Annotated in this window: 22 protein-coding genes; 9 read left to right on the forward strand and 13 right to left on the reverse strand. The window is 57.5% G+C overall.

What is annotated here, in order from left to right; all coding sequences use genetic code 11:
* Positions 1–41: 41 nt before the first annotated feature.
* Genes tcuB through QQG91_RS08930 form a run of 3 tightly spaced genes read right to left on the reverse strand, consistent with a single transcriptional unit; the run spans position 42 to position 3,180 of the window.
* Entirely contained in the window at positions 42–1,106 is a 1,065-nt protein-coding gene (gene tcuB / locus QQG91_RS08920; RefSeq protein ID WP_285769877.1) for a tricarballylate utilization 4Fe-4S protein TcuB, read from the reverse strand.
* The gene (tcuA, locus tag QQG91_RS08925; RefSeq protein WP_285769878.1) at positions 1,096–2,493 is read right to left on the reverse strand and encodes an FAD-dependent tricarballylate dehydrogenase TcuA; all 1,398 of its coding nucleotides are present in this window, start codon (positions 2,491–2,493) and stop codon (positions 1,096–1,098) included. Before tcuA ends, tcuB begins: the two co-directional genes overlap by 11 nt.
* 12 nt (positions 2,494–2,505) lie before the next feature.
* Entirely contained in the window at positions 2,506–3,180 is a 675-nt protein-coding gene (locus QQG91_RS08930; protein WP_285769879.1) for a GntR family transcriptional regulator, read from the reverse strand.
* Positions 3,181–3,268: 88 nt separating this feature from the next.
* Here QQG91_RS08930 and QQG91_RS08935 point away from each other — a divergent pair, with 88 nt between their 5' ends.
* Complete coding sequence (locus QQG91_RS08935) at positions 3,269–4,312, forward strand: AbrB family transcriptional regulator (RefSeq protein ID WP_285769880.1); 1,044 nt, start codon at positions 3,269–3,271, stop codon at positions 4,310–4,312.
* On the opposite strand, the gene QQG91_RS08940 is transcribed toward QQG91_RS08935, so the two are convergent.
* The 4 genes from QQG91_RS08940 to QQG91_RS08955 form a co-directional block, all read right to left on the reverse strand.
* Entirely contained in the window at positions 4,309–5,283 is a 975-nt protein-coding gene (locus QQG91_RS08940; protein WP_285769881.1) for a D-2-hydroxyacid dehydrogenase family protein, read from the reverse strand. The two genes, QQG91_RS08935 and QQG91_RS08940, sit on opposite strands and share 4 nt — an antisense overlap.
* 266 nt (positions 5,284–5,549) lie before the next feature.
* Positions 5,550–6,641: a 4-oxalomesaconate tautomerase gene (locus QQG91_RS08945; RefSeq protein WP_285769882.1), complete on the reverse strand. Its 1,092-nt coding sequence runs from the start codon at positions 6,639–6,641 to the stop codon at positions 5,550–5,552.
* 11 nt (positions 6,642–6,652) lie between these two features.
* Positions 6,653–8,632, reverse strand: coding sequence for a tripartite tricarboxylate transporter permease (locus QQG91_RS08950; RefSeq protein WP_285769883.1), 1,980 nt, complete (start codon positions 8,630–8,632; stop codon positions 6,653–6,655).
* A 143-nt stretch (positions 8,633–8,775) separates the two neighbouring features.
* Positions 8,776–9,882, reverse strand: coding sequence for a Bug family tripartite tricarboxylate transporter substrate binding protein (locus QQG91_RS08955; RefSeq protein ID WP_285769884.1), 1,107 nt, complete (start codon positions 9,880–9,882; stop codon positions 8,776–8,778).
* Positions 9,883–10,064: 182 nt separating this feature from the next.
* On the opposite strand from QQG91_RS08955, the gene QQG91_RS08960 reads away from it, so the two are divergent.
* The 3 genes from QQG91_RS08960 to QQG91_RS08970 all read left to right on the forward strand — a co-directional run bounded on the left by QQG91_RS08960 (position 10,065) and on the right by QQG91_RS08970 (position 12,997).
* Positions 10,065–10,736, forward strand: coding sequence for a response regulator transcription factor (locus tag QQG91_RS08960; protein ID WP_285769885.1), 672 nt, complete (start codon positions 10,065–10,067; stop codon positions 10,734–10,736).
* The gene (locus QQG91_RS08965) at positions 10,733–12,100 is read left to right on the forward strand and encodes a sensor histidine kinase (RefSeq protein WP_285769886.1); all 1,368 of its coding nucleotides are present in this window, start codon (positions 10,733–10,735) and stop codon (positions 12,098–12,100) included. Before QQG91_RS08960 ends, QQG91_RS08965 begins: the two co-directional genes overlap by 4 nt.
* A gap of 138 nt (positions 12,101–12,238) precedes the next feature.
* Positions 12,239–12,997, forward strand: coding sequence for an IclR family transcriptional regulator domain-containing protein (locus QQG91_RS08970; RefSeq protein WP_285769887.1), 759 nt, complete (start codon positions 12,239–12,241; stop codon positions 12,995–12,997).
* Between the two features lie 217 nt (positions 12,998–13,214).
* Here the strand turns inward: QQG91_RS08970 and QQG91_RS08975 are convergent, their stop codons facing one another.
* Positions 13,215–13,646: a Fur family transcriptional regulator gene (locus QQG91_RS08975; RefSeq protein WP_285769888.1), complete on the reverse strand. Its 432-nt coding sequence runs from the start codon at positions 13,644–13,646 to the stop codon at positions 13,215–13,217.
* A gap of 124 nt (positions 13,647–13,770) precedes the next feature.
* On the opposite strand from QQG91_RS08975, the gene QQG91_RS08980 reads away from it, so the two are divergent.
* The 4 genes from QQG91_RS08980 to QQG91_RS08995 are packed head-to-tail and all read left to right on the forward strand — an operon-like array spanning position 13,771 to position 17,190.
* Positions 13,771–14,658, forward strand: a complete 888-nt coding sequence (locus QQG91_RS08980; RefSeq protein ID WP_285769889.1) for a metal ABC transporter substrate-binding protein — start codon at positions 13,771–13,773, stop codon at positions 14,656–14,658.
* Complete coding sequence (locus tag QQG91_RS08985; RefSeq protein ID WP_285769890.1) at positions 14,655–15,509, forward strand: manganese/iron ABC transporter ATP-binding protein; 855 nt, start codon at positions 14,655–14,657, stop codon at positions 15,507–15,509. The genes QQG91_RS08980 and QQG91_RS08985 overlap by 4 nt, the downstream gene beginning before the upstream one ends.
* Positions 15,506–16,360: a metal ABC transporter permease gene (locus tag QQG91_RS08990; protein WP_285769891.1), complete on the forward strand. Its 855-nt coding sequence runs from the start codon at positions 15,506–15,508 to the stop codon at positions 16,358–16,360. The genes QQG91_RS08985 and QQG91_RS08990 overlap by 4 nt, the downstream gene beginning before the upstream one ends.
* Entirely contained in the window at positions 16,357–17,190 is an 834-nt protein-coding gene (locus QQG91_RS08995) for a metal ABC transporter permease (protein WP_285769892.1), read from the forward strand. Before QQG91_RS08990 ends, QQG91_RS08995 begins: the two co-directional genes overlap by 4 nt.
* Positions 17,191–17,204: 14 nt before the next feature.
* On the opposite strand, the gene QQG91_RS09000 is transcribed toward QQG91_RS08995, so the two are convergent.
* Positions 17,205–18,206, reverse strand: a complete 1,002-nt coding sequence (locus QQG91_RS09000; RefSeq protein WP_285769893.1) for an NAD(P)-dependent alcohol dehydrogenase — start codon at positions 18,204–18,206, stop codon at positions 17,205–17,207.
* A gap of 27 nt (positions 18,207–18,233) precedes the next feature.
* Positions 18,234–18,947: a DUF4386 domain-containing protein gene (locus tag QQG91_RS09005; RefSeq protein WP_285769894.1), complete on the reverse strand. Its 714-nt coding sequence runs from the start codon at positions 18,945–18,947 to the stop codon at positions 18,234–18,236.
* 107 nt (positions 18,948–19,054) lie between these two features.
* Here QQG91_RS09005 and QQG91_RS09010 point away from each other — a divergent pair, with 107 nt between their 5' ends.
* Entirely contained in the window at positions 19,055–19,957 is a 903-nt protein-coding gene (locus QQG91_RS09010) for a LysR family transcriptional regulator (RefSeq protein ID WP_285769895.1), read from the forward strand.
* A gap of 52 nt (positions 19,958–20,009) precedes the next feature.
* Here QQG91_RS09010 and QQG91_RS09015 read toward each other — a convergent pair whose 3' ends face one another.
* From QQG91_RS09015 to QQG91_RS09025, 3 genes are all read right to left on the reverse strand, one after another.
* Positions 20,010–20,708: an anti-sigma factor gene (locus QQG91_RS09015; protein WP_285769896.1), complete on the reverse strand. Its 699-nt coding sequence runs from the start codon at positions 20,706–20,708 to the stop codon at positions 20,010–20,012.
* The gene (locus tag QQG91_RS09020) at positions 20,705–21,247 is read right to left on the reverse strand and encodes a sigma-70 family RNA polymerase sigma factor (RefSeq protein ID WP_285769897.1); all 543 of its coding nucleotides are present in this window, start codon (positions 21,245–21,247) and stop codon (positions 20,705–20,707) included. Before QQG91_RS09020 ends, QQG91_RS09015 begins: the two co-directional genes overlap by 4 nt.
* Before the next feature lie 132 nt (positions 21,248–21,379).
* Positions 21,380–22,231, reverse strand: a complete 852-nt coding sequence (locus tag QQG91_RS09025) for a DUF4394 domain-containing protein (protein WP_285769898.1) — start codon at positions 22,229–22,231, stop codon at positions 21,380–21,382.
* Between the last annotated feature and the right edge of the window lie 159 nt (positions 22,232–22,390).

Genomic DNA, 22,390 nt, shown 5'->3' on the forward strand with positions numbered 1-22,390 from the left:
ATGCTCTCGTTTGTTAAGCGGGGACTAGCCCCGCTATTTGATTAAGCGCGGCGCTTCTGCTCTTCGACGATAAGGGTCACAAAGCGGAAAAAGCCGTGGATCATTTTGGTGAAGGGAAGGAGTAGGAAGAAAACCAGCACAAACCCGAGGTGCACGGCAAGAAGCACAGGCACCAACGCCGTCCCAGTTGCCGCATAGAGCGCAAGACCGGTGGCCCCAGTGCCCCCCAAGAGCGCAATGAACGCCATTTCACCACCCCAAACACGTGCGGCCCCAAGCGACGGGTCTGCTTTGGTCTTGAGCCAAGCAAGGCCAACGCAACCGATGGTCAACAGTATACCGCCAGGAACGCCAAGGAGTTTGGGCAGGCTAAACAGACCATAAGGCGCTGGCATATCGAAGACGTAATGCATGACGGTGCCGGCGCTCGTCGCTGCGAAGCACAAAAGGAAACCATACATAACCGCCTGATGGAGCCAACGACGCGTGTTGGAGTAGCGGTCTTCATGTTCGAAGTTACAGCCCTGCCCTTGTCCGCCATCGAGGTTCTTGAGCCGAGCAGCGGCAAGACCGGCGCCCTTGATGTGGTTCCAACGAATGCGCGTGCCGCCGATTTCCTGCCAATAGCTTCGAAGTCCGATGATCACCGAAAGGAGTGGCAAAAGGAAAGCAGGAAGGAAGAGCGACACCATCGCACCATGTGCGAGATAGGCATAAAAACCTTCCCCGCTTGCAGGCCGGAAGGTCTGCAACATGCCAAAGAGGACGACAAATCCGACGATTAGCATCGAAGCAATGGCGACACCGCTTTCATGAAAACGGCGCGCCAAAGGCTGTGGCCATGCGTGACGTTCCCAGCTGTCCTGACGCACTTCGGCAAGAGCTGCTGGGAAGTTCAGGTCGAACTCGTGCGGCGCAGTATACTGGCATGAATAGTAGCAACCACGGCAATTGTGACAGAGGTTCGCAAGATGCGTGATATCACCGTCAGTGAACATCTTGTTGCGTGTGAGCGCCGGGAATACCGAGCAAAAACCTTCACAGTAACGGCAAGCATTGCAGATCTCGGTCTGACGGCGGGCTTCGTTGATAAGATCAATTGACATAGGCTGCGGCCTCCCGGCCCGCGATGCGTCCAAAGACAGTTCCAATGGTCATACCGAACCCAGCGAGATAGCCTTGTCCGAGGATCGAACCGGCCATGATCTCGCCTGCGGCCCATACGTTGCTCAAGGGACCGCTTGCTGTATAGACCTGAGCGGTTTCGGAAACTTTCAGCCCCAGATAGGTAAAGGTCACGCCGGGGCGAAGCTGATAGCCATAATAGGGCGGCGTATCGATGGGACGAGCCCAGTTGGTTTTTGGCTGCGCAAGTCCTTCGGTTGCGAGGCCGTCAAGCTCTGTCGGATGGAACCGCCCCGTGCGACAGGCCGCGTTGAACTCGGAAACCGTTGACGCGAGTTTTGCGCCATCAAGCCCCAACTGAGCGCCCAATTCCTCAATCGTGTCAGCACGATTGGGCGGGAAAACAGAAGGCATAAAGAGGTCAATGGATTTGGAGTCGATGATCGCATAGCCGACCTGATCGGGCTGAGCCGCCACAAGGCGTCCCCAGATTGCGTAGCGCTTGGGCCAGACGTCCTCGCCTTCGTCATAAAAGCGCTCTGCGTCGCAGTTGACGACGATCGAGAAAGGCACACAGTCAAGACGCGTGACGATACCGCCATCGAATTTTGGTGCACGCCCATCGATAGCCACCGCGTGACACTGGGTTGGATCACCCACGCTTTCGCACCCTTGGTCAAGCATATCGCGCAGCACTGCGCCCTTGTTATAAGGTGTGCCGCGGATCAAGAAGTTCGCTGCCGCAGGCCCCCAAGCGCGTGTGAGCCACTCAAGGTTCGACTGGAATCCGCCGGATGCGAGAACCGCTGCTTTTCCTTCGATCGTATGGGTCTTCCCGCCAATCTGCGCCACAAGGTGGGTGAAACGATCCCCTTCGATATGCACATGGGTGACTTCGGCGTCATAAACGACGGTAACCCCCAGATCCTCGGCCGTGTTGTAATAGGCATTGACCAATGCCTTTCCGCCACCAAGAAAGAAGGCGTTCGTGCGTGAAAGCGAGAGTGTGCCCGAAAGAGAAGGCTGGAACCGCACTCCGTGCGCCTCCATCCAAGGAAGGCATTCTTCCGAGGAGCGGATCGCAAGGCGCGCCAAAGGCTCGTCGGTCTTACCCTTGGTCACAAGCATGAGATCATCGAAATACTCGTCCTCCCCATAGCTATCGGTCAGCACTGAAAGTGGACCCTCATGCATACAGCGGAAGTTACGGGTATGTCGGCTGTTGCCACCGCGATAGGTCTTGGGGGCGGATTCGAGGATAAGGACGCGCGCGCCCTCCTCTGCCGACGTAATCGCTGCGCAGAGAGCGGCATTTCCGCCGCCGACCACAACGATATCCCATGGACCTTTCAGGACGTCAAAGTTCATTGGAGTTTCACCTTATATTGCGTCGATGGGCCGCTCGCGCGCGCGAAGAGCCTTAAGACGGACACGATGCGCAGCCTCGATATGGGCGCGCATCAATTCCTCGGCACGAACCCCGTCACGGGCCTTGAGTGCCACCAAAAGAGCGGCATGTTCCTTGACTGCTTGCTGTGCGCGATCCGCCTCAGCGAGTGTCGAGGTGCCGATAATGAGCAAGGTTTTTTGCAAAGCGTTCACCGACTTGATCAGGTAGCGGTTCTTGGCCGCATCCAGCAGGGTCATATGGAACTGACGGTTCAGCTCGTAGGCAGTGCGCACGTCTGCTGCCTGTGAAAGCTCGCTGTTCAACGTCTCAAGCTCGTCCAGCTCCAGATCAGATGCCGCACGGGCGGCAAGACGTGCGGCCGTGCCCTCAAGCACCGCGCGCATCTCATAAAGCTCCATGACTTCGGAGTAATCGAGCACGCGGATCGTGGCGCCTTGTCGCGGCATATGGACGACCAAACCGTCTGCCTCGAGCTGGCGAATAGCCTCGCGAATGGGTGTGCGACTGATGCCGAACCGCTCGGCAAGCTCGGTCTCGCGCAGACGCGCACCGGGAGCAAGATGGCCGTTTCCAATATCTTCCAGCAAACGGCGATAAGCTCCGCTTCCCTGCGGGCCATCCTCGAGTTCGGGAGCATCGTTCATTTTCGGAACCTCAAAGGTCGCTTGCATTTTGTATCCAAGTGTATACAAGTGGATTCATAAATCGTCAAGCCAGATCAGGAAAGCAACCATGAGCGCGCTAGAATCCTTAAAACCGCGCCTTTTGACCGTCGTATCGGCTGCAATCGGAGCGGCTGCATTTTGGGCCTTGGGCCTTCCGTTGCCGTTTCTCTTCGGACCGATGGCTGCCTGTCTGATCGCCGCTCTTCTTGGGGCACCACTCAAGGGATTAGGACAAATTTCGGTCGCTGCCCGCACGATCCTCGGGGTCGCGGTCGGCGCCTCGATTACGCCCGAACTACTGCATAACTTGCCGCTTATGGCGGCATCTGTGGCGTTCATCCCCGTATACATCGCCCTCATCGCACTAGTCGGTGTTCCCTTCTTTCATCGCCTCTGCGGTTTTGACCCTGTCACTGCCTTTTATGCGGCAATGCCAGGCGGGCTTCAGGACATGGTGATTTTTGGACAGGCTGCGGGCGGCAATGTTCGGACGCTTTCGTTGGTCCACGCAACACGCGTGCTTATCATCGTGACCATCGCGCCCATCGTTCTGGTAAAGCTTTACGGCGCGCCGCTCAGCAATCCGATAGGCGCCCCTGCGACAACGATCCCACTCCACGAGCTTGGGCTTATGGCGGTAGCGGCTTTGATCGGCTGGAAAGGCGGCGAAAAGATCGGGCTCTTTGGAGCTTCGATCCTTGGACCTATGATTGTCGCTGCGATCTTCTCGCTCAGCGGTCTTATTCATATGCGCCCACCGAAAGAGGCGATCCTGATCGCTCAATACTTCATCGGGATGGGGATCGGCGTTTATTACGTCGGGGTGACTTTGCGCGAGCTACGCCAAGTCGTTGCCTCGGGTGTTGCCTTTGTCCTGATCCTTGCGGTTTTGGCGGCAACATTCACAGAGATCGTCACGCTTGCAGGCTTTTCCGCACCCGTCGAGGCCTTCTTGGCCTATGCTCCAGGTGGTCAGGCGGAAATGACAGTGCTGGCTATCGTTGCAGGCGCAGACCTCGGGTTCGTCATCACCCACCATTTGGTCCGCATTATTCTGGTGATCACAGGCGCGCCCATCGCAGCGCGCCTCTTGAAGGTGCGAAAGGACTAGCCCTTCCAGACCTCGGGGTTGATCATGTGGATCGGCGCTCCGTCTGCATAGGCGTTGATCTGGTCGTAGATGTCCGAAAACTGAAGCTCCAGCTCGTCTTCGGTGACATAGCCGACATGAGGGGTGCCAATGACATTGGGGTGCGAAACCAGAGGGTCATTGGCATCGACCATCGGTTCAACGTCGAACACATCCACCGCAGCCATTCCGGGATGCCCCGCATTCAAGGCCTCTAACAGCGCGCCCTTTTGAACGAGGCCAGAGCGGGAGGTGTTTACAAAAACTGCTCCTGGCTTCATCGCGGCAAAATCAGCAGGACCGATGATCCCACGCGTTTCGGGTTTCAGGCGGACGTGCACACTCACAACGTCGGCCATAGCAAAAAACGCTTCCCGGCTTTCAGGAACGGTTTCGCCAGCAGCAAGCGCCCGTGCGCGCCCCTCGGGCGAGCCCCACCATACCACCTTCATCCCGAAGGCGCGGGCATAACCGGCAACCTCTCGTCCGATGCGGCCATATCCATAAAGCCCAATGACCCGACCGCGGAGGGTTTTTCCGACGCCCATCTGCCAAAGCCCTGCCCGCAAACTGGCCATCTGTTGCGGGATTTGCCGCATCGCTGCCAAAATCAGCCCCCAAGTCAACTCGGCCGCCGCATATGAGGGGGTGTCCGAATGCATGTTCGAGCTCAAGAGCACGTTATGCGCTGTGCAGGCCGCCACATCGACATGCGGATAAACGCTCCGCTGAGAAATAAGGCGTAGCTTCGGTAGTCGCTCGAGAAGGCCTTTGGTAATCGCCGTTCTTTCCCGAAAGAGGACCAGCACTTCTGCCTCTTTCAGCCTCTCGGCCAAAATTGCTTCGTCTGTGAGGTGATCCGTCCAAACCGTCACATCATGCCCATCGAGCTTTTGATAGGACGGTAGGTGGCGGAGGGTATCGAACCAATCGTCGAGGATATGGACTTTCATTTCGCGCTACTCTGTGAGGGAACGTTGGGGACCATCTGACAAGGCGTCCAGCGCAGCATCGACACGCCGACGCTGCGCTAGAAGTTCATCTCGCTGGGTATTCGAGTCAGAGCCCGAAGGCTCATGGCTTGCCAATTCGGCAGATATGCGCTGCTTCGCGACCCTTAGCTCTGTTTTGGCGAGCGTGATACACTCGGAAATTTCCTCGTACATCCTTGGCCTCAACTTGGTATACGATTGTATACTTAACCCGAATTAGCCGCGCGTCAAAGCCCCTTCCAAACCGATTGCGGGACTAGAACCTCGCCCCGTGCCAAAAGGCGTGCAGTGCGGAGCAACCCCGCAGAACGTAGCTTGAAGCCATCAGCACCAGACTCGTAATCAACGGTCACATCAATGGTGCCCGAGGGATGCTCAATCACGACAAGAGCCGGAGTGCCCTCGGGAGCGGTAAAGAGCCCCTCGGCCACGGTGCCGGGCGTCAAAACGCACGACGCGAGGCATTGCGAGCCAGTCACGGCCATGGTGGGATGACAGTTCTTGGGCATGAAATAACGCGCGGTGATCGTTCCACCTTCGCGCGGTTTGGACAAAAGTCCGAATTTGGGCGTTACCGACCCCGAAACATCCCCCATGCCCATACGTTTGCCTGCTTCAATGCGGATCGGCTCCATACGTGCATAGAATTCACGATTGGCGTCGAGCTCGGCCACGGTTTCATAGCCTGTGAGGCCAAAGTCCTCGGCGCGGGCAATAACCATGGGCATTGCCACATCCATACAGGTCACTTCGATCCCGTCGATGACGTCACGAACGGCACCTGTTGGTAACAGGGCGCCCGTGCTCGAACCGACGACATCCATAAAGTTGAGATAAATCGGCGCAGCGGTTCCCGGAACGCCATCGATCGATGCAGTGCCATCATAATTGACGCGGCCGCCGGGCGTTTGGACCACGGCTTCAACGCGTGCGCCCGTATTCACTGAAAGCACTCGGATGCGGGTGACATCGCCTGTCGGCTCGACCAACCCCATCTCAAGGGCTGCAGGACCGACGCCCGAGAGGATATTGCCGCAGGTCGGCTTGAAATCGACGGTGCGATCCTCGACCGAAACTTGCGCAAAGAAATAGTCGATATCCGCTTCGGGATCGCTGGAACGGGATAGCATCGCCACTTTGGTTGTCACCGCAGCGCCGCCGCCGATCCCGTCGATGTTAAGAGGATGACCTGACCCGACCACCGACAAGAGCACTTGGGCTAATGTCTCGAGGTCTTCGGGCAGATCTGCGCGATTGAAGTAAGGCCCACGCGACGTGCCGCCACGGAAAAAGTGAAATGGGATAGAGGTTTGCGTCATATTCTTCTCCATCAACGGATTGGCCAAGGAAGATCGTAGGTGTTCTGCAGCCAGCCCGAGGGGAAATTCAGGCTAAGCATATAGGCGAGCCCGAGAATGAAGGCGGCAGCGGAGGCGGTCATGATGATCGTCTTGATCCAGGACGCTTTGGCACGCAGCCTCAGGAAGGCGACAAAGAAGACGATCATCGCGATGTAGAAGCCAACGAGCGCTGTGGAGACGACCAAAAGCGCAATCCACGCAGGCCCCGTCCAGAACCAACCGTTGCCCTCGTTGCCGACGTGATCTCCAACGATCTCATAGTCGAAGAAGGCAGGATGGTTTTCATGGCCGCGCCAAAGATGGATGAGCAACGTCAGACCAAAAACGACACCAACGACGCCAACACCGATCGGGAAAATCCCCCCGAGGAAGCTGTGGCCCATCGCATCCCAAAGCGCCATTCCGAAGAACGCCATCATGGCAAGCGCGAAAGCGATCTGGATGTTGCGGCTGGTATGCGAGGTCACGACGGCATCGCCCGTCGGGCCCGTATCATCAACGCGATTGCGCAGACCAAGGTAGATCGAGGCAATCGTCATCGCGGCGATGATCAGAACGCCAGGACGCGCAAGGAAGCCCCAACCGTTGAACTGCAGCGCTTGATAAAAGAATGTCTCTGCTTGCGGGGCAAGAACATACCCGATCAGCAAAGCGGGACGCGGCCAGCCGAAGCGCTTCATCAAGATACCGACGAAACCGATAGCCAGAAGAGCAACAAGGTCCGAGAGATCGCGCGTTGCCTGGAAGGCGGCAAAGCAGATCAGCGCGATCATGAACGGCGCGAGAAGTTGGAACGGGATTGCGGTCAGGCGCGAAATCGGCTGCGCAAGGGCAAGACAGATGCCTGCGCCGAAGATGTTGGCCAAAGCCAGCGACCAGATGATCGAATAGGTAATGTTGAGGTCTGGACCGACCATCGACGGACCCGGTTCGATACCGATGAGCACCATACCGCCAAGGAAAACCGCCATGGAGCCGGAGCCGGGGATACCGAAGAGCATGGTCGGCAAAAGCGCCCCACCCTGCATCGCATTGTTGGCGCTTTCAGGCGCAACAACGCCGCGCGGATCACCTTTTCCGAACTTCGAGGTATCTTTAGACGTCTGCACTGCGTGACCATAGGCAATCCAGTCGACGACAGAACCACCAAGTCCGGGGATAGCACCGATCATACAGCCAAGACCCGCACAGCGGATCGAGAGAAAGATGTTCTTCCACCAGTCGATAAAGCCTGCAGCCCAACCGGTGCCCAGCGGCGCACCTTGAGCGATCGAGCTGTTCTTGCGCAAGAGGTCAGAGATTTCAGGAATAGCAAAAAGACCAAGGCCGATGATGACCAGCGGAATACCGTCATAAAGGTATTCGGAACCAAAGATCATCCGAAACTCGCCCGTCGCAGGGGCGGCACCGATCGAGCCGATCAAAAGGCCGACTGCACAAGCGGCAAGACCTTTGGGAAGGCTGCGGCCCGCAAGCACTGCAACCATCGAAAGGCCGAAGAGCGCGAGCATGAAAAGCTCCGCCGACCCGAAAAGCAGAATTAGCGGGCGCGCGATGAGCACAAAGCCCGTCAGGATTACAGCCCCAACCACGCCACCAAAAAGGGAGGAGATAAAGGCAACGGAGAGCGCGCGCGCCGCTTGGCCCTGCTTGGCCATTGGAAACCCGTCAAGGACCGTCGCTTGGCTCGCGCTCGATCCCGGAATACCCATAAGGACCGACGAGAAGGTATCAGAGGTCGGAATGACGGCCACGAGGCCGATCAGCATTCCGAGCGCTGAAACGGGGTCCATACCATAGAGAAACGGGACAAGGAGCGAAAGTCCGGCGATGCCGCCCAGACCGGGAATAACGCCGATCACTAGACCGACCGAAACGCCTAATAACATGTAGGCCATGTGTTGAAAGGTGAACAGAGTGGCCAGCGCGGTAAGCAGCGTATCCATCATGGCAGCATCCTCCAACCCGGCAGAAACATGCTCGGGCGATCTGTGCAAAAGAATTAGTTCTAAGGGAGAATTGCGGCCCAGTCGCCTTTGGCGATGGGCCGCACGGTTCGTGTCAGTCTCAGCGGAATATCCGCTGGAACCGATTATTCACCGAGTTTGACGCCGTAGTCTGCGCCAAGCATGTCGACAACTTGTGTGCGCAGCTCTGCCGAGATCTTGGTGCCGCGCTCGAAAAGAGCGTCTGCCTGACGACCAGTGACCTGCTCATAGGTTCCGAGCACCGACTCTTTGTTTGCCTGATACTCGGGATCGGCCTTCATGGCTTCAAATGCAGCCTGATAGGTGTCTACGATCTCTTGCGGCGTGTCCTTGGGCAGGAACACCATCTTCTGGGCAGGGAAACCTGCGGTGAAGAAGGCGAAGTATGCGTCGTATTCGGGACCTTCGGGCGCTTTGCCTGTCATGGTCTCATAGGCTTCGGCAAAGTGCGGCAGATCCGGGAAGGTCGGATCGCGCATGATGTTGCCGTTCTCATCGAGAACACCCCAGCTGAAGAGCGGCACAGCTGCGCCAGAGTCAACGAGCGGCTGGACGTTTTTGATATAGGCAGAGGAGGTCTGATAATCGATGTTGGTCTCACCGCGCTCGAAAGCGAGACGGCCATCACCGCGGCCTTTGAAGCCGAAAACGTGCTGAACATTCAGCCCCATCATCTTGAAACCAAGAAGCGGCACGAGGTCGAGCGAGGTAGCGCCCTGGCTTGCATAAACGAGGTCTTGACCAACGAGCTTGGCGATCTCGTCCGTGCTAGTCACACCGGTCGACGGCGAGGTGTAGACAACACCGCCCGTGGGGGAAGCCATTGCGATTTCCCAATCAGCATACTCGTAGCGGACGCGCGGATCACCCAAGAGATAGGGGAATTGGGTCGAACCCGAGGTGCCGAGGATGGTCAAACCATCGGGCTTGGCACGAGCTGCAAAGAGGTTGGTACCCTTGGTCGAGCCGCCACCGGGTTCGTTGACAACGACAACGGTCGGGTTGCCGGGGAGATATTTGCCGAGCAGCGGAGCGTTAAAGCGTGCCCAGGTATCCGAGCCACCACCAGCGGAGAACGGAATGATCCATTCGATGGTTTTGCCTTCGAACGAAACTTCGGCAGCAGCGGGACCGGCAAGGCCGAAAGCTGCGAGTGCGCCGAATGCCATACCGATGGCGCCGCGGCGGGTGGTCTTGATTGAATCTGTCATTTGGGTTCCTCCCCGTAATGTATTTCCCTGCGGAATTGTGCAGTGGAGATACCGCCGATGGCGACCCTTCTCCTCCTTCACCTTTCCTTGACACCAGTCTACCGAGGGCCTCCACCCGTGGTCGACTTGATGTGCGGCACGTTAATCGCGCATCCTGTCCAAAACCTGTCAGGCTCTAAAAAATGCGAATCGTTCTGGTCGAAGACAACGAAAGACTTGCCAAGGGCATCGAGAATGCTTTGCGAGATCAAGGACATGCGGTCGACTGGATCGGTGACGGACTCGAGGCAAAAAAGTTCCTCGAGACCGAAGGAGCAGACGTTGCCGTGCTTGATGTGAACCTTCCGGGGCTCACTGGCTTTGAAATTGTGCGCGCTTTACGCAAGCAGGGAATCACGATTCCCGTGATTCTTTTGACCGCTCGCACCCATCTTGATGACCGAGTCGAAGGGCTCGATTCAGGGGCTGACGACTATCTCGTCAAACCCTTCGAAATTGCCGAATTGACCGCACGCATCCGTGCCCTTGGGCGGCGGCGCGCAGACATCAGAGCCGGTGTTGAGGAGATAGGAGAGCTTCGATTTGATCGGATGGCCCGCACCTTGACCGGCCCCGAAGGCCTCATTGATCTACCGCGTCGTGAACTAGCTCTGTTCGAATGTTTTGCCGACCAACTCGGGCGGATCGTATCCAAGGACCGTATCTCGGACACTCTTTATGGCGTCGGCTCCGAGATAGAGCCGAACGCGATTGAGCTCTTGGTCTCGAGGTTGCGCCGAAAATTGGCCGGAACCGGTGTGACGATCCGCACCGCGCGCGGTCTCGGCTATCTCCTGGACGATGACACCAAATGAAAGGTTGGTCCCTTCGCAGCCGCCTCTTCGTCCTAATCGTGCTGCCGCTTATCTTGGTGGCAAGCTTTGCGGCTTTTGCGCGATATGTCCTCGCAGAGCGGATGTCACAGAGGCTTTATGACGATACGCTCCTTGCTGTTGCTCTCACAATCTCGCGTGATGTGGTTCTAAGCGAAGGCGACGTCCTTACCGAACAACTACTCGACGCATTGACCAAAGCCCTTGGTGATCCTGTCTATTACCGGATCGAGGGGCCTGAATCGCGTTTCGTGACGGGCTATTCCGATGCCCCCGAGCGCCCGATCGACGCCGAAGTTCAATCGGGCATTCCATATTTTTACGACTCCACTAGCCTCGGTCTCCCAGTTCGCGTGGTCACATTGCGCGAATTCATCGCCGAGCCGCAATTCGGCGGCTGGGTGACGGTAGACGTCTGGCAAACTGTAAACCAGCGCGAAGCGCTGAGCCTCGAGCTCTTGGCGCAGGCGATCATACTCATGGCCATCGTGATCGTCTCGGCCGCCCTCCTCGTCTGGTTCGGGATCAACATTGGCCTACGTCCGCTGTTGGAGCTTCGAGAAGCGGTGGCCTTGCGGTCTCCTGATGATCTTGGACCGATCAGACGCGCGGTGCCCAAAGAAGTGCGTAACCTCGTGACCGCGATGAACTCGCTCTTCGCTCGCCTTTCCGACGCCTTCGCCCTGCGCGATGCCTTCATTTCCGATGCAGCGCATCAGCTTCGCAACCCCATCGCCGCCATCCAAGCTCAGGCCGAGGCCGCAACAACCGCGCCCACAGAGGAAGAGCTAAGGTCACGTGTTGCCGAGCTTGCCGAAACGGCACGTCGCACTGGGCGCCTCACACAACAGCTCTTGTCCATGGAAAAGGCTCACGGTCGCAATGCCACCGGAAATTGGCGAGCGTTCGACCTGCGCGATCTTGTCGAAGAGGTCGCGACCAGCTTTGCGGAAAAAGTGCTCCGCAGGGATATTTCGGTTTCTTTCCAAGTCCTTGGAAACGCGCGCAGCGTCAAAGGCGATCCTGTCATGATACGGGAAGCGATCGAAAATCTCCTCGACAATGCAAGCCGCTATGGCTGCCCCAATGGGGGCGACGTGGACCTAGAGATCGACTTCGCCGCGCAGGATGTCGCGATCCGTGTAACGGACTCGGGCCCAGGCATTCCCGAAGAGGCCCGTGACCGCGTATTTGACCGCTTCTTCCGATTGAATGATGACGCCTCGGGTGGCTGCGGCCTTGGCCTTGCGATCGTTAGGCAAGTCGCAGAAGCCCATGGCGGAACCGCCCAAGTGGTGCCTCTCGCGAATGGATCGGCTATGGAAATCCGGATTCCTCACGAATAACCGGGACTGCCGCGAAACTTCTTGTCACTTGGACAATCGCAAAAAAGATTGGGCCCGGTGAAAACCAGACCTGCTCCCGAAAACGCTCCTCATGTTCTCATATTGATCTTTGTTCAATATGCGACCACCTTAGCGCACATGACAAACACGACCGACATCATCGGATCATTTGCCAAAGGGCTTCGCGTGCTGGAATGTTTCGGCGCGGATCGCCCGCGTTTGGCCATCTCGGACGTCGCCACTTTGACAGGATTTGATCGGGCAACAGCGCGGCGATGCCTTTTGACGCTCCACCACGAGGGCTATGCCTCTTATGACGGCAAGTTCTTTACGTTGACACCCCGCGTGCTGCGTCTCGGAATGGGGGCGATGGCTTCCCTGCCCTTGCCGCGGATCGTGCAGCCCTGGCTTGATCAGCTTTCCGAGCAAATCGGCCATTCCTGTTCGGTTTCGATCCTCGACGATCTGGAAATCGTCTATATCGCCCGCGCGTCCGAGCGGCGCGTGATGTCGATCGGCCTTATGCCGGGCTCGCGGCTTCCCGCTCATATCACTTCCATGGGGCGGGTGCTGCTGGCGGCTCTCCCCGAGGAAGAGGCGGCCGCGCTAATCGACCGCGCCGATCTCACCCCGCGCACCGTGCATTCGCTGACCGATCCGGCCGAGATCCGCGCCGAGATTGCCAAAGTCAGGACCCAAGGATACGCCCTTATCGATCAAGAAATCGAGCTTGGCCTGACCGCGCTTGCGGTGCCGATCCTCGACTCCCGCGGCCGCACGGTTGCCGCGCTCAACACAGGCATGGCTACGATCCACGCAACACAAGATGCCATCCAAGGGACCTATCTGCCAGCCTTGCTCAAAGTGCAGGATGGTCTCAGGCGCGTTCTTTCATAAACTTGAGGGACTGCAACGATCGCTCGGCAGCCTAAATATCGAAGACGTTGACCTTGAGGCGGATAACCAAAGTTTGCAGGAGGCATGCGTTATCTTTGCAGGGCTGCCCTGCGACGAACCCTATTGCCAAATCGTCGCCTGACGCGACCTTTGGCGCAACCGTTCGTATCTGATCGAGTTTACTCGACCCCGCAACAGTGGAGCCGAAAGCTGATCGCTAGAGGCCGTCTTTCTTGCGCACATAAAGCTCGAACCGATGGTGGACGATTTCATAACCTAGCGCCTCGGCGATTTCGGCTTGGAGCGCTTCAATCCTCTCGCTTGCAAATTCGACCACCTCGCCTGTGTCTACGTCGATCATATGATCGTGGTGACGGGTTTCGGTATGCTCGAAACGTGCAGGCGTGCCGTCGAATTGATGACGAAGGATAACGCCCTGATTTTCAAGCTCGGTCAGCGAGCGATAGACGGTCGATAGCGATATCCCCGGCACAACGGCTTCAGCGCGGCGGTGAAGTTCGATCGCTTCGGGGTGATCTTCCGCTTCAGCCAACACTGACAAAAGGGCTGCACGCTGACGCGTGATCCGCACCCCTGCCCGTCGCAAGGCTTCAGTCAGTTTTTCAGTTCTGCGCGCTATTTTCGTCATGCCCCCTTTTCACTCACATTCATGTGTTTTGGCAAGAGTTAGATGGGAATCACTTGCAACTGGCTTGACTGTTGCAAATCATTCCTAAATAGAAAGAGGAAAAGTTGCAGCGCGGAGAAAGTGAATGACTGGCCGAAGCGGGCTATTAGGAACAATCGCGGCACTGGTTCTTGCCACTCAAGCGATGGCCGAGGACAAGCTCAAAGTCGTGACCACCTTTACCGTCCTTGCCGATATGGCCCAGAACGTGGCGGGCGATGCGGCCGAAGTGGTTTCCATCACCAAGCCGGGTGCCGAGATCCATGGCTATCAACCGACCCCGCGCGATATCGTGCGAGCGCAAGATGCCGACCTGATACTATGGAACGGGTTGAACCTTGAACGCTGGTTCGAACAATTCCTCGCCAACCTACAGGACATTCCTTCTGCAACGCTCTCTGACGGGGTGGAGCCGATCTCTATTTCCGGCGGTGAATATGACGGCAAGCCGAATCCCCATGCCTGGATGGCGATTTCATCGGCGGAAATTTACATCGACAATATCCGTGACGCGCTGAGCGCTGCCGATCCCAGCAACGCGGGCATCTATGCGGCCAATGCCGCGGCTTACAAAGTGCAGATTGCCGAGGCGATTGGCCCCCTTCGCGAGGCGGCGAGAGCGCTGCCTGAAAACCGTCGATGGCTCGTGACGTCAGAGGGTGCGTTTTCCTATCTGGCGCGGGACTTTGAACTGCGCGAGGTCTATCTTTGGCCGATCAACGCCGATGCGCAGGGCACCCCGCAGCAAGTGCGCGCCGTGATCGATACGGTGCGAGAGCACCAGATACCCGCCGTCTTTTCGGAATCCACCGTTTCGGACAAGCCCGCCAAACAGGTGGCGCGAGAGACCGGCGCCCTTTACGGCGGTGTTCTCTACGTCGATAGCCTCAGTGAAGCCGGCGGCCCTGTGCCAAGCTATCTCGACCTGTTGCGTGTGACCGCACAAACGATTGTTGAGGGGCTAGAGGAATGACAGGCGACGGCATACGGGCAACGGGTGTCACTGTCACCTATCGGAATGGCCATACCGCTCTTCGCGATGCCAGTTTCGCGATCCCAACGGGCACGATCACTGCGCTTGTCGGCGTTAATGGCGCAGGAAAATCCACGCTATTCAAAGCGTTGATGGGGTTTGTTCCTATCGCGGACGGTAAGATTGAAATATTTGGCCAACCTGTAAGTAAGATAATAAAATCTCAATCTCTCGCTTATGTGCCTCAAGCCGAGGAAGTCGACTGGACCTTCCCCGTCCTTGTCGAAGATGTCGTCATGATGGGCCGTTACGGCCATATGGGCTTTCTCCGTCGTCCACGCCCCGCCGATCACACGGCTGTTGCGACCGCTCTTGAACGGGTCGGTATGAGCAATTTTCGCAGCCGACAGATCGGAGAGCTTTCGGGCGGCCAGAAAAAGCGGGTCTTCCTCGCCCGCGCTCTGGCCCAAGAGGCCAAGGTCATACTGCTCGACGAGCCCTTCACAGGTGTCGATGTCAAAACCGAAGAGCAGATCATCAGTCTCTTGCGCGATCTGCGTGCCGAGGGTCGAGTGATGCTGGTTGCCACCCACAACCTCGGATCGGTGCCTGAATTCTGTGATCGGGTCGTTCTCGTCAATGGAACAGTGCTCGCGCACGGTCCGACCGAAGAGGTCTTTACCACCGAAAACCTGCACAAGGCTTTCGGCGGAGTGCTTCGCCACTTCATGCTGCAGGGAGAGCGCCTCCATAACGATGCCGATCCCCGAAGGCTCGATGTCCTAACCGATGACGAGCGCCCCTTGGTGATTTATGACGATCGCACCCGCACCGCGAAGGGCCGGTCATGATCTGGCTCGAGCCGTTCCAGTATGGCTATATGACCAACGCCATTTGGGTCTCTGCCCTTGTGGGAGGGGTTTGCGCTTTCATGTCAGCCTATCTGATGCTCAAGGGCTGGTCGCTGATCGGTGATGCGCTCGCCCATTCGGTGGTGCCGGGGGTTGCTGGGGCCTACCTTCTCGGCCTTCCCTTCGCTCTCGGCGCTTTTCTCTCGGGCGGATTTGCCGCTTTGGCGATGCTGGCCTTGCGGCAGCGCTCGGGACTGAAAGAGGATGTTGTCATCGGCCTCATCTTCGTTGCGTTCTTCGGCTTGGGCCTCCTTATGGTCTCGCTCAATCCGATGGCCGTTTCGATCGAAACCATCATTATGGGCAATATCCTTGCGATTTCGCCCGCCGATACGCTGCAACTCGTGCTGATCGGTGCAATTTCGCTGGTGGTGCTTTTGGCCAAATGGCGGGACCTCTTGGCGGTGTTCTTTGATGAAGCGCACGCGCGCTCGATCGGATTGAACGTTACCGTGCTCCAGCTTGTGTTCTTCACTCTGCTTTCCGCCACCACGGTGGCCGCGATGCAGACCGTCGGCGCATTCCTCGTCATCGCTCTTGTCATAACGCCTGGGGCGACCGCCTATCTTCTCACTGACCGCTTTCCGCGGCTCTTGGGCCTCTCGGTGACGATAGGCGCTGTGACCTCGGGGTTCGGGGCTTACTTGAGCTATTTCCTCGACGGAGCGACGGGCGGAGTGATCGTCTGCCTGCAAACGGCGCTCTTCCTCCTAGCACTCGTCTGTGCCCCAAAACACGGAATGCTCGCGGCCCGCTTCCGCGCCCGCGCAGAGCGAAAGGGAGCGGCATGATGGCCGAGCTGCTTCTTCCGTTCCAATTTGCGTTCATGCAGAACGCCTTTTTCATAATCGCGCTCATTGCGCCCGCAGCGGCGATGCTGAGCTCGTTTCTCGTGCTCAAAGGCTGGTCCTTGATGGGTGATGCCACCAGCCATGCCGTTCTTCCCGGGGTCGTTCTGGCCTATATGGCTGGAATTCCACTGATCGTCGGAGCCTTCGCGGCAGGTCTTCTTTGCGCGGTCGGCACGGGACTCATCAAGGACAACTCCCGCATAAAGCAAGACACCATCATGGGCGTCGTCTTCTCGGGAATGTTCGGCCTCGGGATTGTTCTCTACACGCGGATCGAGAGTGACCTTCACCTCGACCACATTCTGTTCGGCAACATGCTCGGCGTCGGCCCCGAAGACCTCTGGACCGCCGGGCTCATATCAGGGGCAGTCGCGCTGATCCTCGCTGCGAAATGGCGCGATTTTCTGGCCCACAGCTTTGATCCCGTTCAGGCCAAGGTGATGGGACTGCGCACGGGGTTATTGCACTATGGGCTGCTTGCAGTCCTCTCTGCAACGATTGTGGCGATGCTGTCTTCGGTCGGCATTATCCTCTCGGTTGCCTATCTCATCGCCCCGGGCGCAATCGCCTTTCTGCTCGCGCGGCGGTTCGAGACGATGATGCTAACCGCGATTGCAACGGCTTGGGGATCGGGGGGCATCGGGATCTATGCCTCCTTCTGGCTAGACGCCGCCCCTGCACCGACCATCGTTCTCGTTATGATCACGATGTTCATCGCCGCCCTCGCGCTCCGACGGATGCGAGAGCGGGCAAACGCAAAGAAGGTGTGACCTCGAAAACGGGCTTATCTTCGGTTTTTCGCCTCGACTGAAGGCGCGACCCTCACGATGACGTTGCCCCTCTTGCGACCTGAATCCACAAGAGCATGTGCCTCTGCCATCTGCGAAAAATCAAGCGTTCGATCAATCACAGGTTTGAAGTCTCCCGCAGCGGCAAGATCCACCACTTTGCGCAAAATGCACACCGCCTCTGACGCCACGCCGCCGATCATACGTTTGCCATCGAGCCGAGCCTTGAGTGCTCCAAACAGCATATCCGATGTTTTACCCGAGATGAGGAGCATGCGCCCTTTGGGAACCAATGCGTGCCGCGTGCGGGACCAAGGCGCGGTGCCGACTGTATCGACCACCACATCATACTTCTGACTCTCGTTCTCGAAATCCACGGCCTTGTAGTCGATGACGTGATCAGCCCCTATACGGCGCACCAGATCCGCGTTGGCTGCACTGCAAACTCCGGTCACCTCGGCCCCGAAGTGCTTGGCGATTTGAACGCAAGCGGACCCGACAGATCCCGAGGCTCCATTGACCAAAACGCGCTCACCTGCACGAATTTTCCCCTTATTAATCAGATAGTCATAGGCTGTAATTGCACCAAAGGGGATCGCTGCCGCTGCTTCAAAGTCGATGTTTTCAGGCTTGTGAACAATCTTGCCTTTAGCGGGCATAACGATGAATTCGACATGCGCTCCCATGTCCGCGCCGGGAAAGCCAATCACCGCGTCACCTACCGTGAACTCGGTCACGTCTGCGCCGACCTGTTCGACAATCCCTGAAAATTCCGTTCCAAAGATCGGCTTGCGAGGACGGTTGATCCCGAAGATCAATCGCGCGATGCACCCCATACCCGCAGGCACCGTCAGGCTCCGCACGCGCCAATCAGCGGAACAAACCGTTGTTGCGATCACGCGGATCAAAACCTCGTTGGCTTTGGGGCTAGGCATAGGCAGTTCAACAAGATCGAGAACCTCGGGACCGCCGTATCTCGAAGCGCTGTAGGCATACATTACAATAATTCCTCAAAACAATCTCGTTCATATGGTCTTTTGACCCGCAACCTTGCGCGTCCCGCGCAAAAGAAGCCATAGCCCGAACCCGAGTTCGGAAATCGTCACAACAGTCAGAAGTCCGATCACCAGAAAATCAAGTGCCGCTATATTCGTAAAGGTCAGTTCGACAACCGCCTGAACCAAATACCCAAAGGCTCCAACGAGCAACCCCCACCCCAAAAGATGGGGCACCGTTCGGGTCCGCAATATCATTGCTCCAAGTGCAAGAAGATGCGCGCCGAAGAAAATCTGCCATACAAAAACCCCGAGACTATGCGCCTTGATGAAAACAAGAGCCAAAGACTGGGCGCTACTCGGATCGAACCCAGTCGGCTGGCTCGCAACGACATAGGCCGTTGTCCACATAAGCAGGTTCAAGCCCATGATCACGATCATACCGAAACGGGACAGCATCGCGATGACCGCAAGGCGCGGGCTCTTGCTTCGAAACATCTGAAAAAGAATGACCGTAATCGCTATTTCAAATAGGATCACGGCAATATCGGCCAGCACGCCAAGTCGAAACAGCCCGACTTGGGTCAGAAGGTTCTGTGCAGTGCGCGCCGCGTCGCCCTCGACCACGATCTGCATCGGAACATAGCCGATGCTGAACGCACCGCACACCGCGATAGCAAGATAGAGCGCACCAGCGAGTCTGGCATCTTTGGTGTTCAAGCGGTTTTGCTCGGCGGTTGTCATTTTGCTTCCTTTCACGGTCCGTCCGCGACTTTGTGACCCAAATCGGAGTGCCTAAAGCCTATCCAGTTCTTCAATTCATGCGAATTGACCTAATCCTGAGATTTGATATGCATAAATGCATGGATTGGCGCTCGGTGAAATTCGACTGGAACAAAGCAAGAGCTTTTCTCGTAACCGCCGAAGAAGGCTCTTTGTCGGCAGCGGCCCGCGCTTTAGGTATGGCTCAACCGACCCTTGGCCGTCAGGTCGACGGACTCGAACAGGAACTCGGCGTAGTGCTTTTCGAGCGCGTAGGGCGTGGCCTCACCCTCACACCTAGCGGCATGGAGCTTCTCGAACACGTCAGAGACATGGGAGACGCCGCAAGCCGTGTATCCATGGCTGCCCTCGGCCAATCACAAGCCTTGGAAGGAACGATCTGCATTTCGGCAAGCGAGACCTATGCCGCGGTTCTATTGCCCCCGATCATCGCCAAACTTCGCAGGCTCGAACCCGGTATCGAGATCGAGATCGTCGTCTCGAACCATGCCAGCGATTTACGCCGCCGCGAAGCGGATATCGCGATCCGTAATTTCAGGCCGACAGAACCTAACCTCATCGCCAAGAAAATTGGTGATGCAGGCGCGGTTCTCTATGCGTCACCAGACTATATCGAACGGATCGGGTTTCCTTCGGAACCATCCGATCTGGGACATGCCGACTTCATCGCTCTCGACCATGGGAGCATGCTGCTCAAAGGGCTGAACGCGCTCGGGCTCGGCCTCACCGAGGCGAACTTCCCGATCATGACGGAAAGCTACCTTGTCATGTGGGAATTGGTCCGCCAAGGCGCCGCTATAGGCATTCTGGATTCCTACATCGGCGATGCGGATCCGCTCGTGCGGCGTGTTCTGCCCGATTTGGAACCGATCGTCTTTCCCATCTGGCTCGTCGCGCATCGCGAGTTGAGCACGAGCCGCCGCATTCGTAGGGTTTATGATTTCTTGGCGCAGGAGCTTCGGCGGGATTGAGCCTCCTCGCCTTCGGGGCTAGGCCCCCGAACGGCCAAAACCGATCAGAGCCTTAGCCCGCTTTGAAGAGCTTGGCATCGAAGAAGGTGCCTGTGGCGAGAACCGCGCCCGTCGGGGCGCCCGTGGGCGAGCCGCCTTTGGGTTCGTCAGACACCGCCAGAATGCCGCCATCAATCAGCGCCGCAATTTCGGGCGTGATTTCAAAGAGGCTTTCCGCATCGGCGGGAATAACGCCGAGAGAAACAGGCGCAGCGGCATTCGCGCCAATCACCCAAAGCTCGAAGTCGCGACCCTCGGCGGGTGCGCCAAGCTGCGGGATCACCTTGAAGAGATTACCATTCGGCGCATATCCAGCTTCTATGTGCACTGCGCCATCAGCCGACTTCAACGTAGCGTGAAGGGTCGGATCAAAGGCCGGGCCACGTAGAGCGGGGCCGAACGCGAGGAAAGACACGACGGCAAGAGCGGCAAGCGACGGGAAGGCAAACCAACCCCAAGCCCACTTGCGCTTTGGCTTTGCGCCATTCAACTGCTCAAGCAATTTTGCCTTCACCTGCGCTGAAGGTTTTGCCTCGGGTAGATCATCCGCCAAAACCGCGAACTCCTTTTCCCAAAAGGTCACCAGCTCGCGCAAAGCGGGTTCCACTGCAAGGCGCTGTTCGAATTGCCGCTCTGCCTGCGTGTCGAGCAGGCGCAAGACGTATTCGGCGGCGAGCGCCTCGTCGTCCATTATGTCCTCTCGTTCGCTCATCGCGACAAGCACTCCCTCAAAGAAATCAGGCTGCGACGCAGCCAGGTTCGCATCGTATTCAGCGGCACGTCAAAACGGGCCGCAAGATCTTGGTATGTTGCCCCATCGAGATAGGCCGCCTTTACGGCCTGCGCCCGATCGGATGGCAATTCCTCAAAGCATTCACTGATCCGTCGCCCTTCGGAGGCGGTAATGCTGGCCTCTTCGGGTCCGGGACCCCGTTCCGCTACTTCGGCTATGCTCTCGATGTCCACATGGTTGGCCTTGCGCGCCCGAAGGCGGTCAATTGCCAGATTGCGGGCAACGGTAATGAGCCACGTCATCGGGCTATGTCCCGTCACCGCATAGCGGTCGGCTCGCGCCCAAATCCGCAGATAAACATCCTGAAGCGCATCCTCGGCTTCGGACCGATTTTGCAGAACGCGCAAGCAGATACTGAAGAGCTTTCCGTTTGTTGCATCATAAAGCGCGGCAAGCGCTGCACGATCGCCAAGTGCAATGCGACCGATCAGGTCTTCGATGTCGTTACGATCCGTCATGCCTGCCTTGAGTGGTTCACAAAGCCCGTCCTGCTTTAGACCCGCATGACATAAATGGTCTCGGTCGGCAAACATTTTCAACCGAGACCACTTTGGTTCAATGGACCTTATCCGATCAAAATCGGTTTGCCCTTACATCCCGAGGGAGGCTGCAAAGCCGATGATACCCCCCATGCCGAGGTCGGCTTTCATCGTGGCCGCACCAGTGCCGAGGTCGATCTCGTAAAGACCGGCGGTGGCTGCGCCTTCGAGCTGGAGGATCGCAAGCGCCATGTTTTCACCTTCAGCCCCTGACACGATGTCAAAGCCGCCCATAGCCGACAGATCGACAGGCATGCCGTCCACGGTGATCTTGCCGATGGTGGCAAGAGTGCCCTCGTTGTTTGCAAGGCTGATCAGAGTGTCGTTTGCAGCATCAAGCGCATATTGGAAGGTCTCGCTCGCTTTGGCCCCATTGATGGCGTTGGTATAAGCGTTGGCAAAGACCATCGGCATGGTGCCTGCGCCGGCGTCGCCTTCGGCATAGGCCAGATCCTTGAAGCGGCGGACCGAGCCTGCACGCTCGTCATTATCCCCGAACCCATTGGGGAAATAGACGAGGTTATCGCCCGCAGTCGAAACCGCGCGAACCGCATCAATCGCATTGTTGAAATCGAGTGCAACCATAGCGCCCTCGCCGACCATCGCCCCGTCCATGAATGTGGCCTCGAGGTCCGTCATCGCGCCTGTCATCGGGTCAATGGAGCCGACCATTCCGTCGGTAAAACCAAGAAGCTCACCCGTTACAGGACGCCATGCAATCGCTTTGACAGGGCTAGCAAGGCTGAAGCTCATCACATCCGAGGGCGCGTTGACATCAGGCATAACAACCAAAGTCGCCCCATTATCGGCCAGCGCGTAACCGGATACCGAGGCATGGCCGGCGGCAAAGACAGGTGCAGAGGCAAGAGCAAGAAGCGAGGTCAGAATAAATTGGGTCTTCATCGGAATTCCTTTCGGGTTGAACAAACACGCAGGCTTCCCTGCGCTCACCCCGAAGCCACGAATGAATGGGTCGATAAGTTTCAGAGAGAAAAATTTATTGCCAAACCAATTGACCTGCGCGATCCCAAAGGCCCCTTGCCAAGAGACATAGGCTTTCTT

Source organism: Marivivens sp. LCG002 (assembly GCF_030264275.1).
GTDB lineage: Bacteria > Pseudomonadota > Alphaproteobacteria > Rhodobacterales > Rhodobacteraceae > Marivivens.

Coding starts and splice junctions, on each gene's coding strand:
- tcuB (WP_285769877.1), bottom strand. CDS start 1,106: ATGTCAATTGATCTTATCAACGAAGCCCGCCGTCAGACCGAGATCTGC.
- tcuA (WP_285769878.1), bottom strand. CDS start 2,493: ATGAACTTTGACGTCCTGAAAGGTCCATGGGATATCGTTGTGGTCGGC.
- QQG91_RS08930 (WP_285769879.1), bottom strand. CDS start 3,180: ATGAACGATGCTCCCGAACTCGAGGATGGCCCGCAGGGAAGCGGAGCT.
- QQG91_RS08935 (WP_285769880.1), top strand. CDS start 3,269: ATGAGCGCGCTAGAATCCTTAAAACCGCGCCTTTTGACCGTCGTATCG.
- QQG91_RS08940 (WP_285769881.1), bottom strand. CDS start 5,283: ATGAAAGTCCATATCCTCGACGATTGGTTCGATACCCTCCGCCACCTA.
- QQG91_RS08945 (WP_285769882.1), bottom strand. CDS start 6,641: ATGACGCAAACCTCTATCCCATTTCACTTTTTCCGTGGCGGCACGTCG.
- QQG91_RS08950 (WP_285769883.1), bottom strand. CDS start 8,632: ATGATGGATACGCTGCTTACCGCGCTGGCCACTCTGTTCACCTTTCAA.
- QQG91_RS08955 (WP_285769884.1), bottom strand. CDS start 9,882: ATGACAGATTCAATCAAGACCACCCGCCGCGGCGCCATCGGTATGGCA.
- QQG91_RS08960 (WP_285769885.1), top strand. CDS start 10,065: ATGCGAATCGTTCTGGTCGAAGACAACGAAAGACTTGCCAAGGGCATC.
- QQG91_RS08965 (WP_285769886.1), top strand. CDS start 10,733: ATGAAAGGTTGGTCCCTTCGCAGCCGCCTCTTCGTCCTAATCGTGCTG.
- QQG91_RS08970 (WP_285769887.1), top strand. CDS start 12,239: ATGACAAACACGACCGACATCATCGGATCATTTGCCAAAGGGCTTCGC.
- QQG91_RS08975 (WP_285769888.1), bottom strand. CDS start 13,646: ATGACGAAAATAGCGCGCAGAACTGAAAAACTGACTGAAGCCTTGCGA.
- QQG91_RS08980 (WP_285769889.1), top strand. CDS start 13,771: ATGACTGGCCGAAGCGGGCTATTAGGAACAATCGCGGCACTGGTTCTT.
- QQG91_RS08985 (WP_285769890.1), top strand. CDS start 14,655: ATGACAGGCGACGGCATACGGGCAACGGGTGTCACTGTCACCTATCGG.
- QQG91_RS08990 (WP_285769891.1), top strand. CDS start 15,506: ATGATCTGGCTCGAGCCGTTCCAGTATGGCTATATGACCAACGCCATT.
- QQG91_RS08995 (WP_285769892.1), top strand. CDS start 16,357: ATGATGGCCGAGCTGCTTCTTCCGTTCCAATTTGCGTTCATGCAGAAC.
- QQG91_RS09000 (WP_285769893.1), bottom strand. CDS start 18,206: ATGTATGCCTACAGCGCTTCGAGATACGGCGGTCCCGAGGTTCTCGAT.
- QQG91_RS09005 (WP_285769894.1), bottom strand. CDS start 18,947: ATGACAACCGCCGAGCAAAACCGCTTGAACACCAAAGATGCCAGACTC.
- QQG91_RS09010 (WP_285769895.1), top strand. CDS start 19,055: ATGCATAAATGCATGGATTGGCGCTCGGTGAAATTCGACTGGAACAAA.
- QQG91_RS09015 (WP_285769896.1), bottom strand. CDS start 20,708: ATGAGCGAACGAGAGGACATAATGGACGACGAGGCGCTCGCCGCCGAA.
- QQG91_RS09020 (WP_285769897.1), bottom strand. CDS start 21,247: ATGACGGATCGTAACGACATCGAAGACCTGATCGGTCGCATTGCACTT.
- QQG91_RS09025 (WP_285769898.1), bottom strand. CDS start 22,231: ATGAAGACCCAATTTATTCTGACCTCGCTTCTTGCTCTTGCCTCTGCA.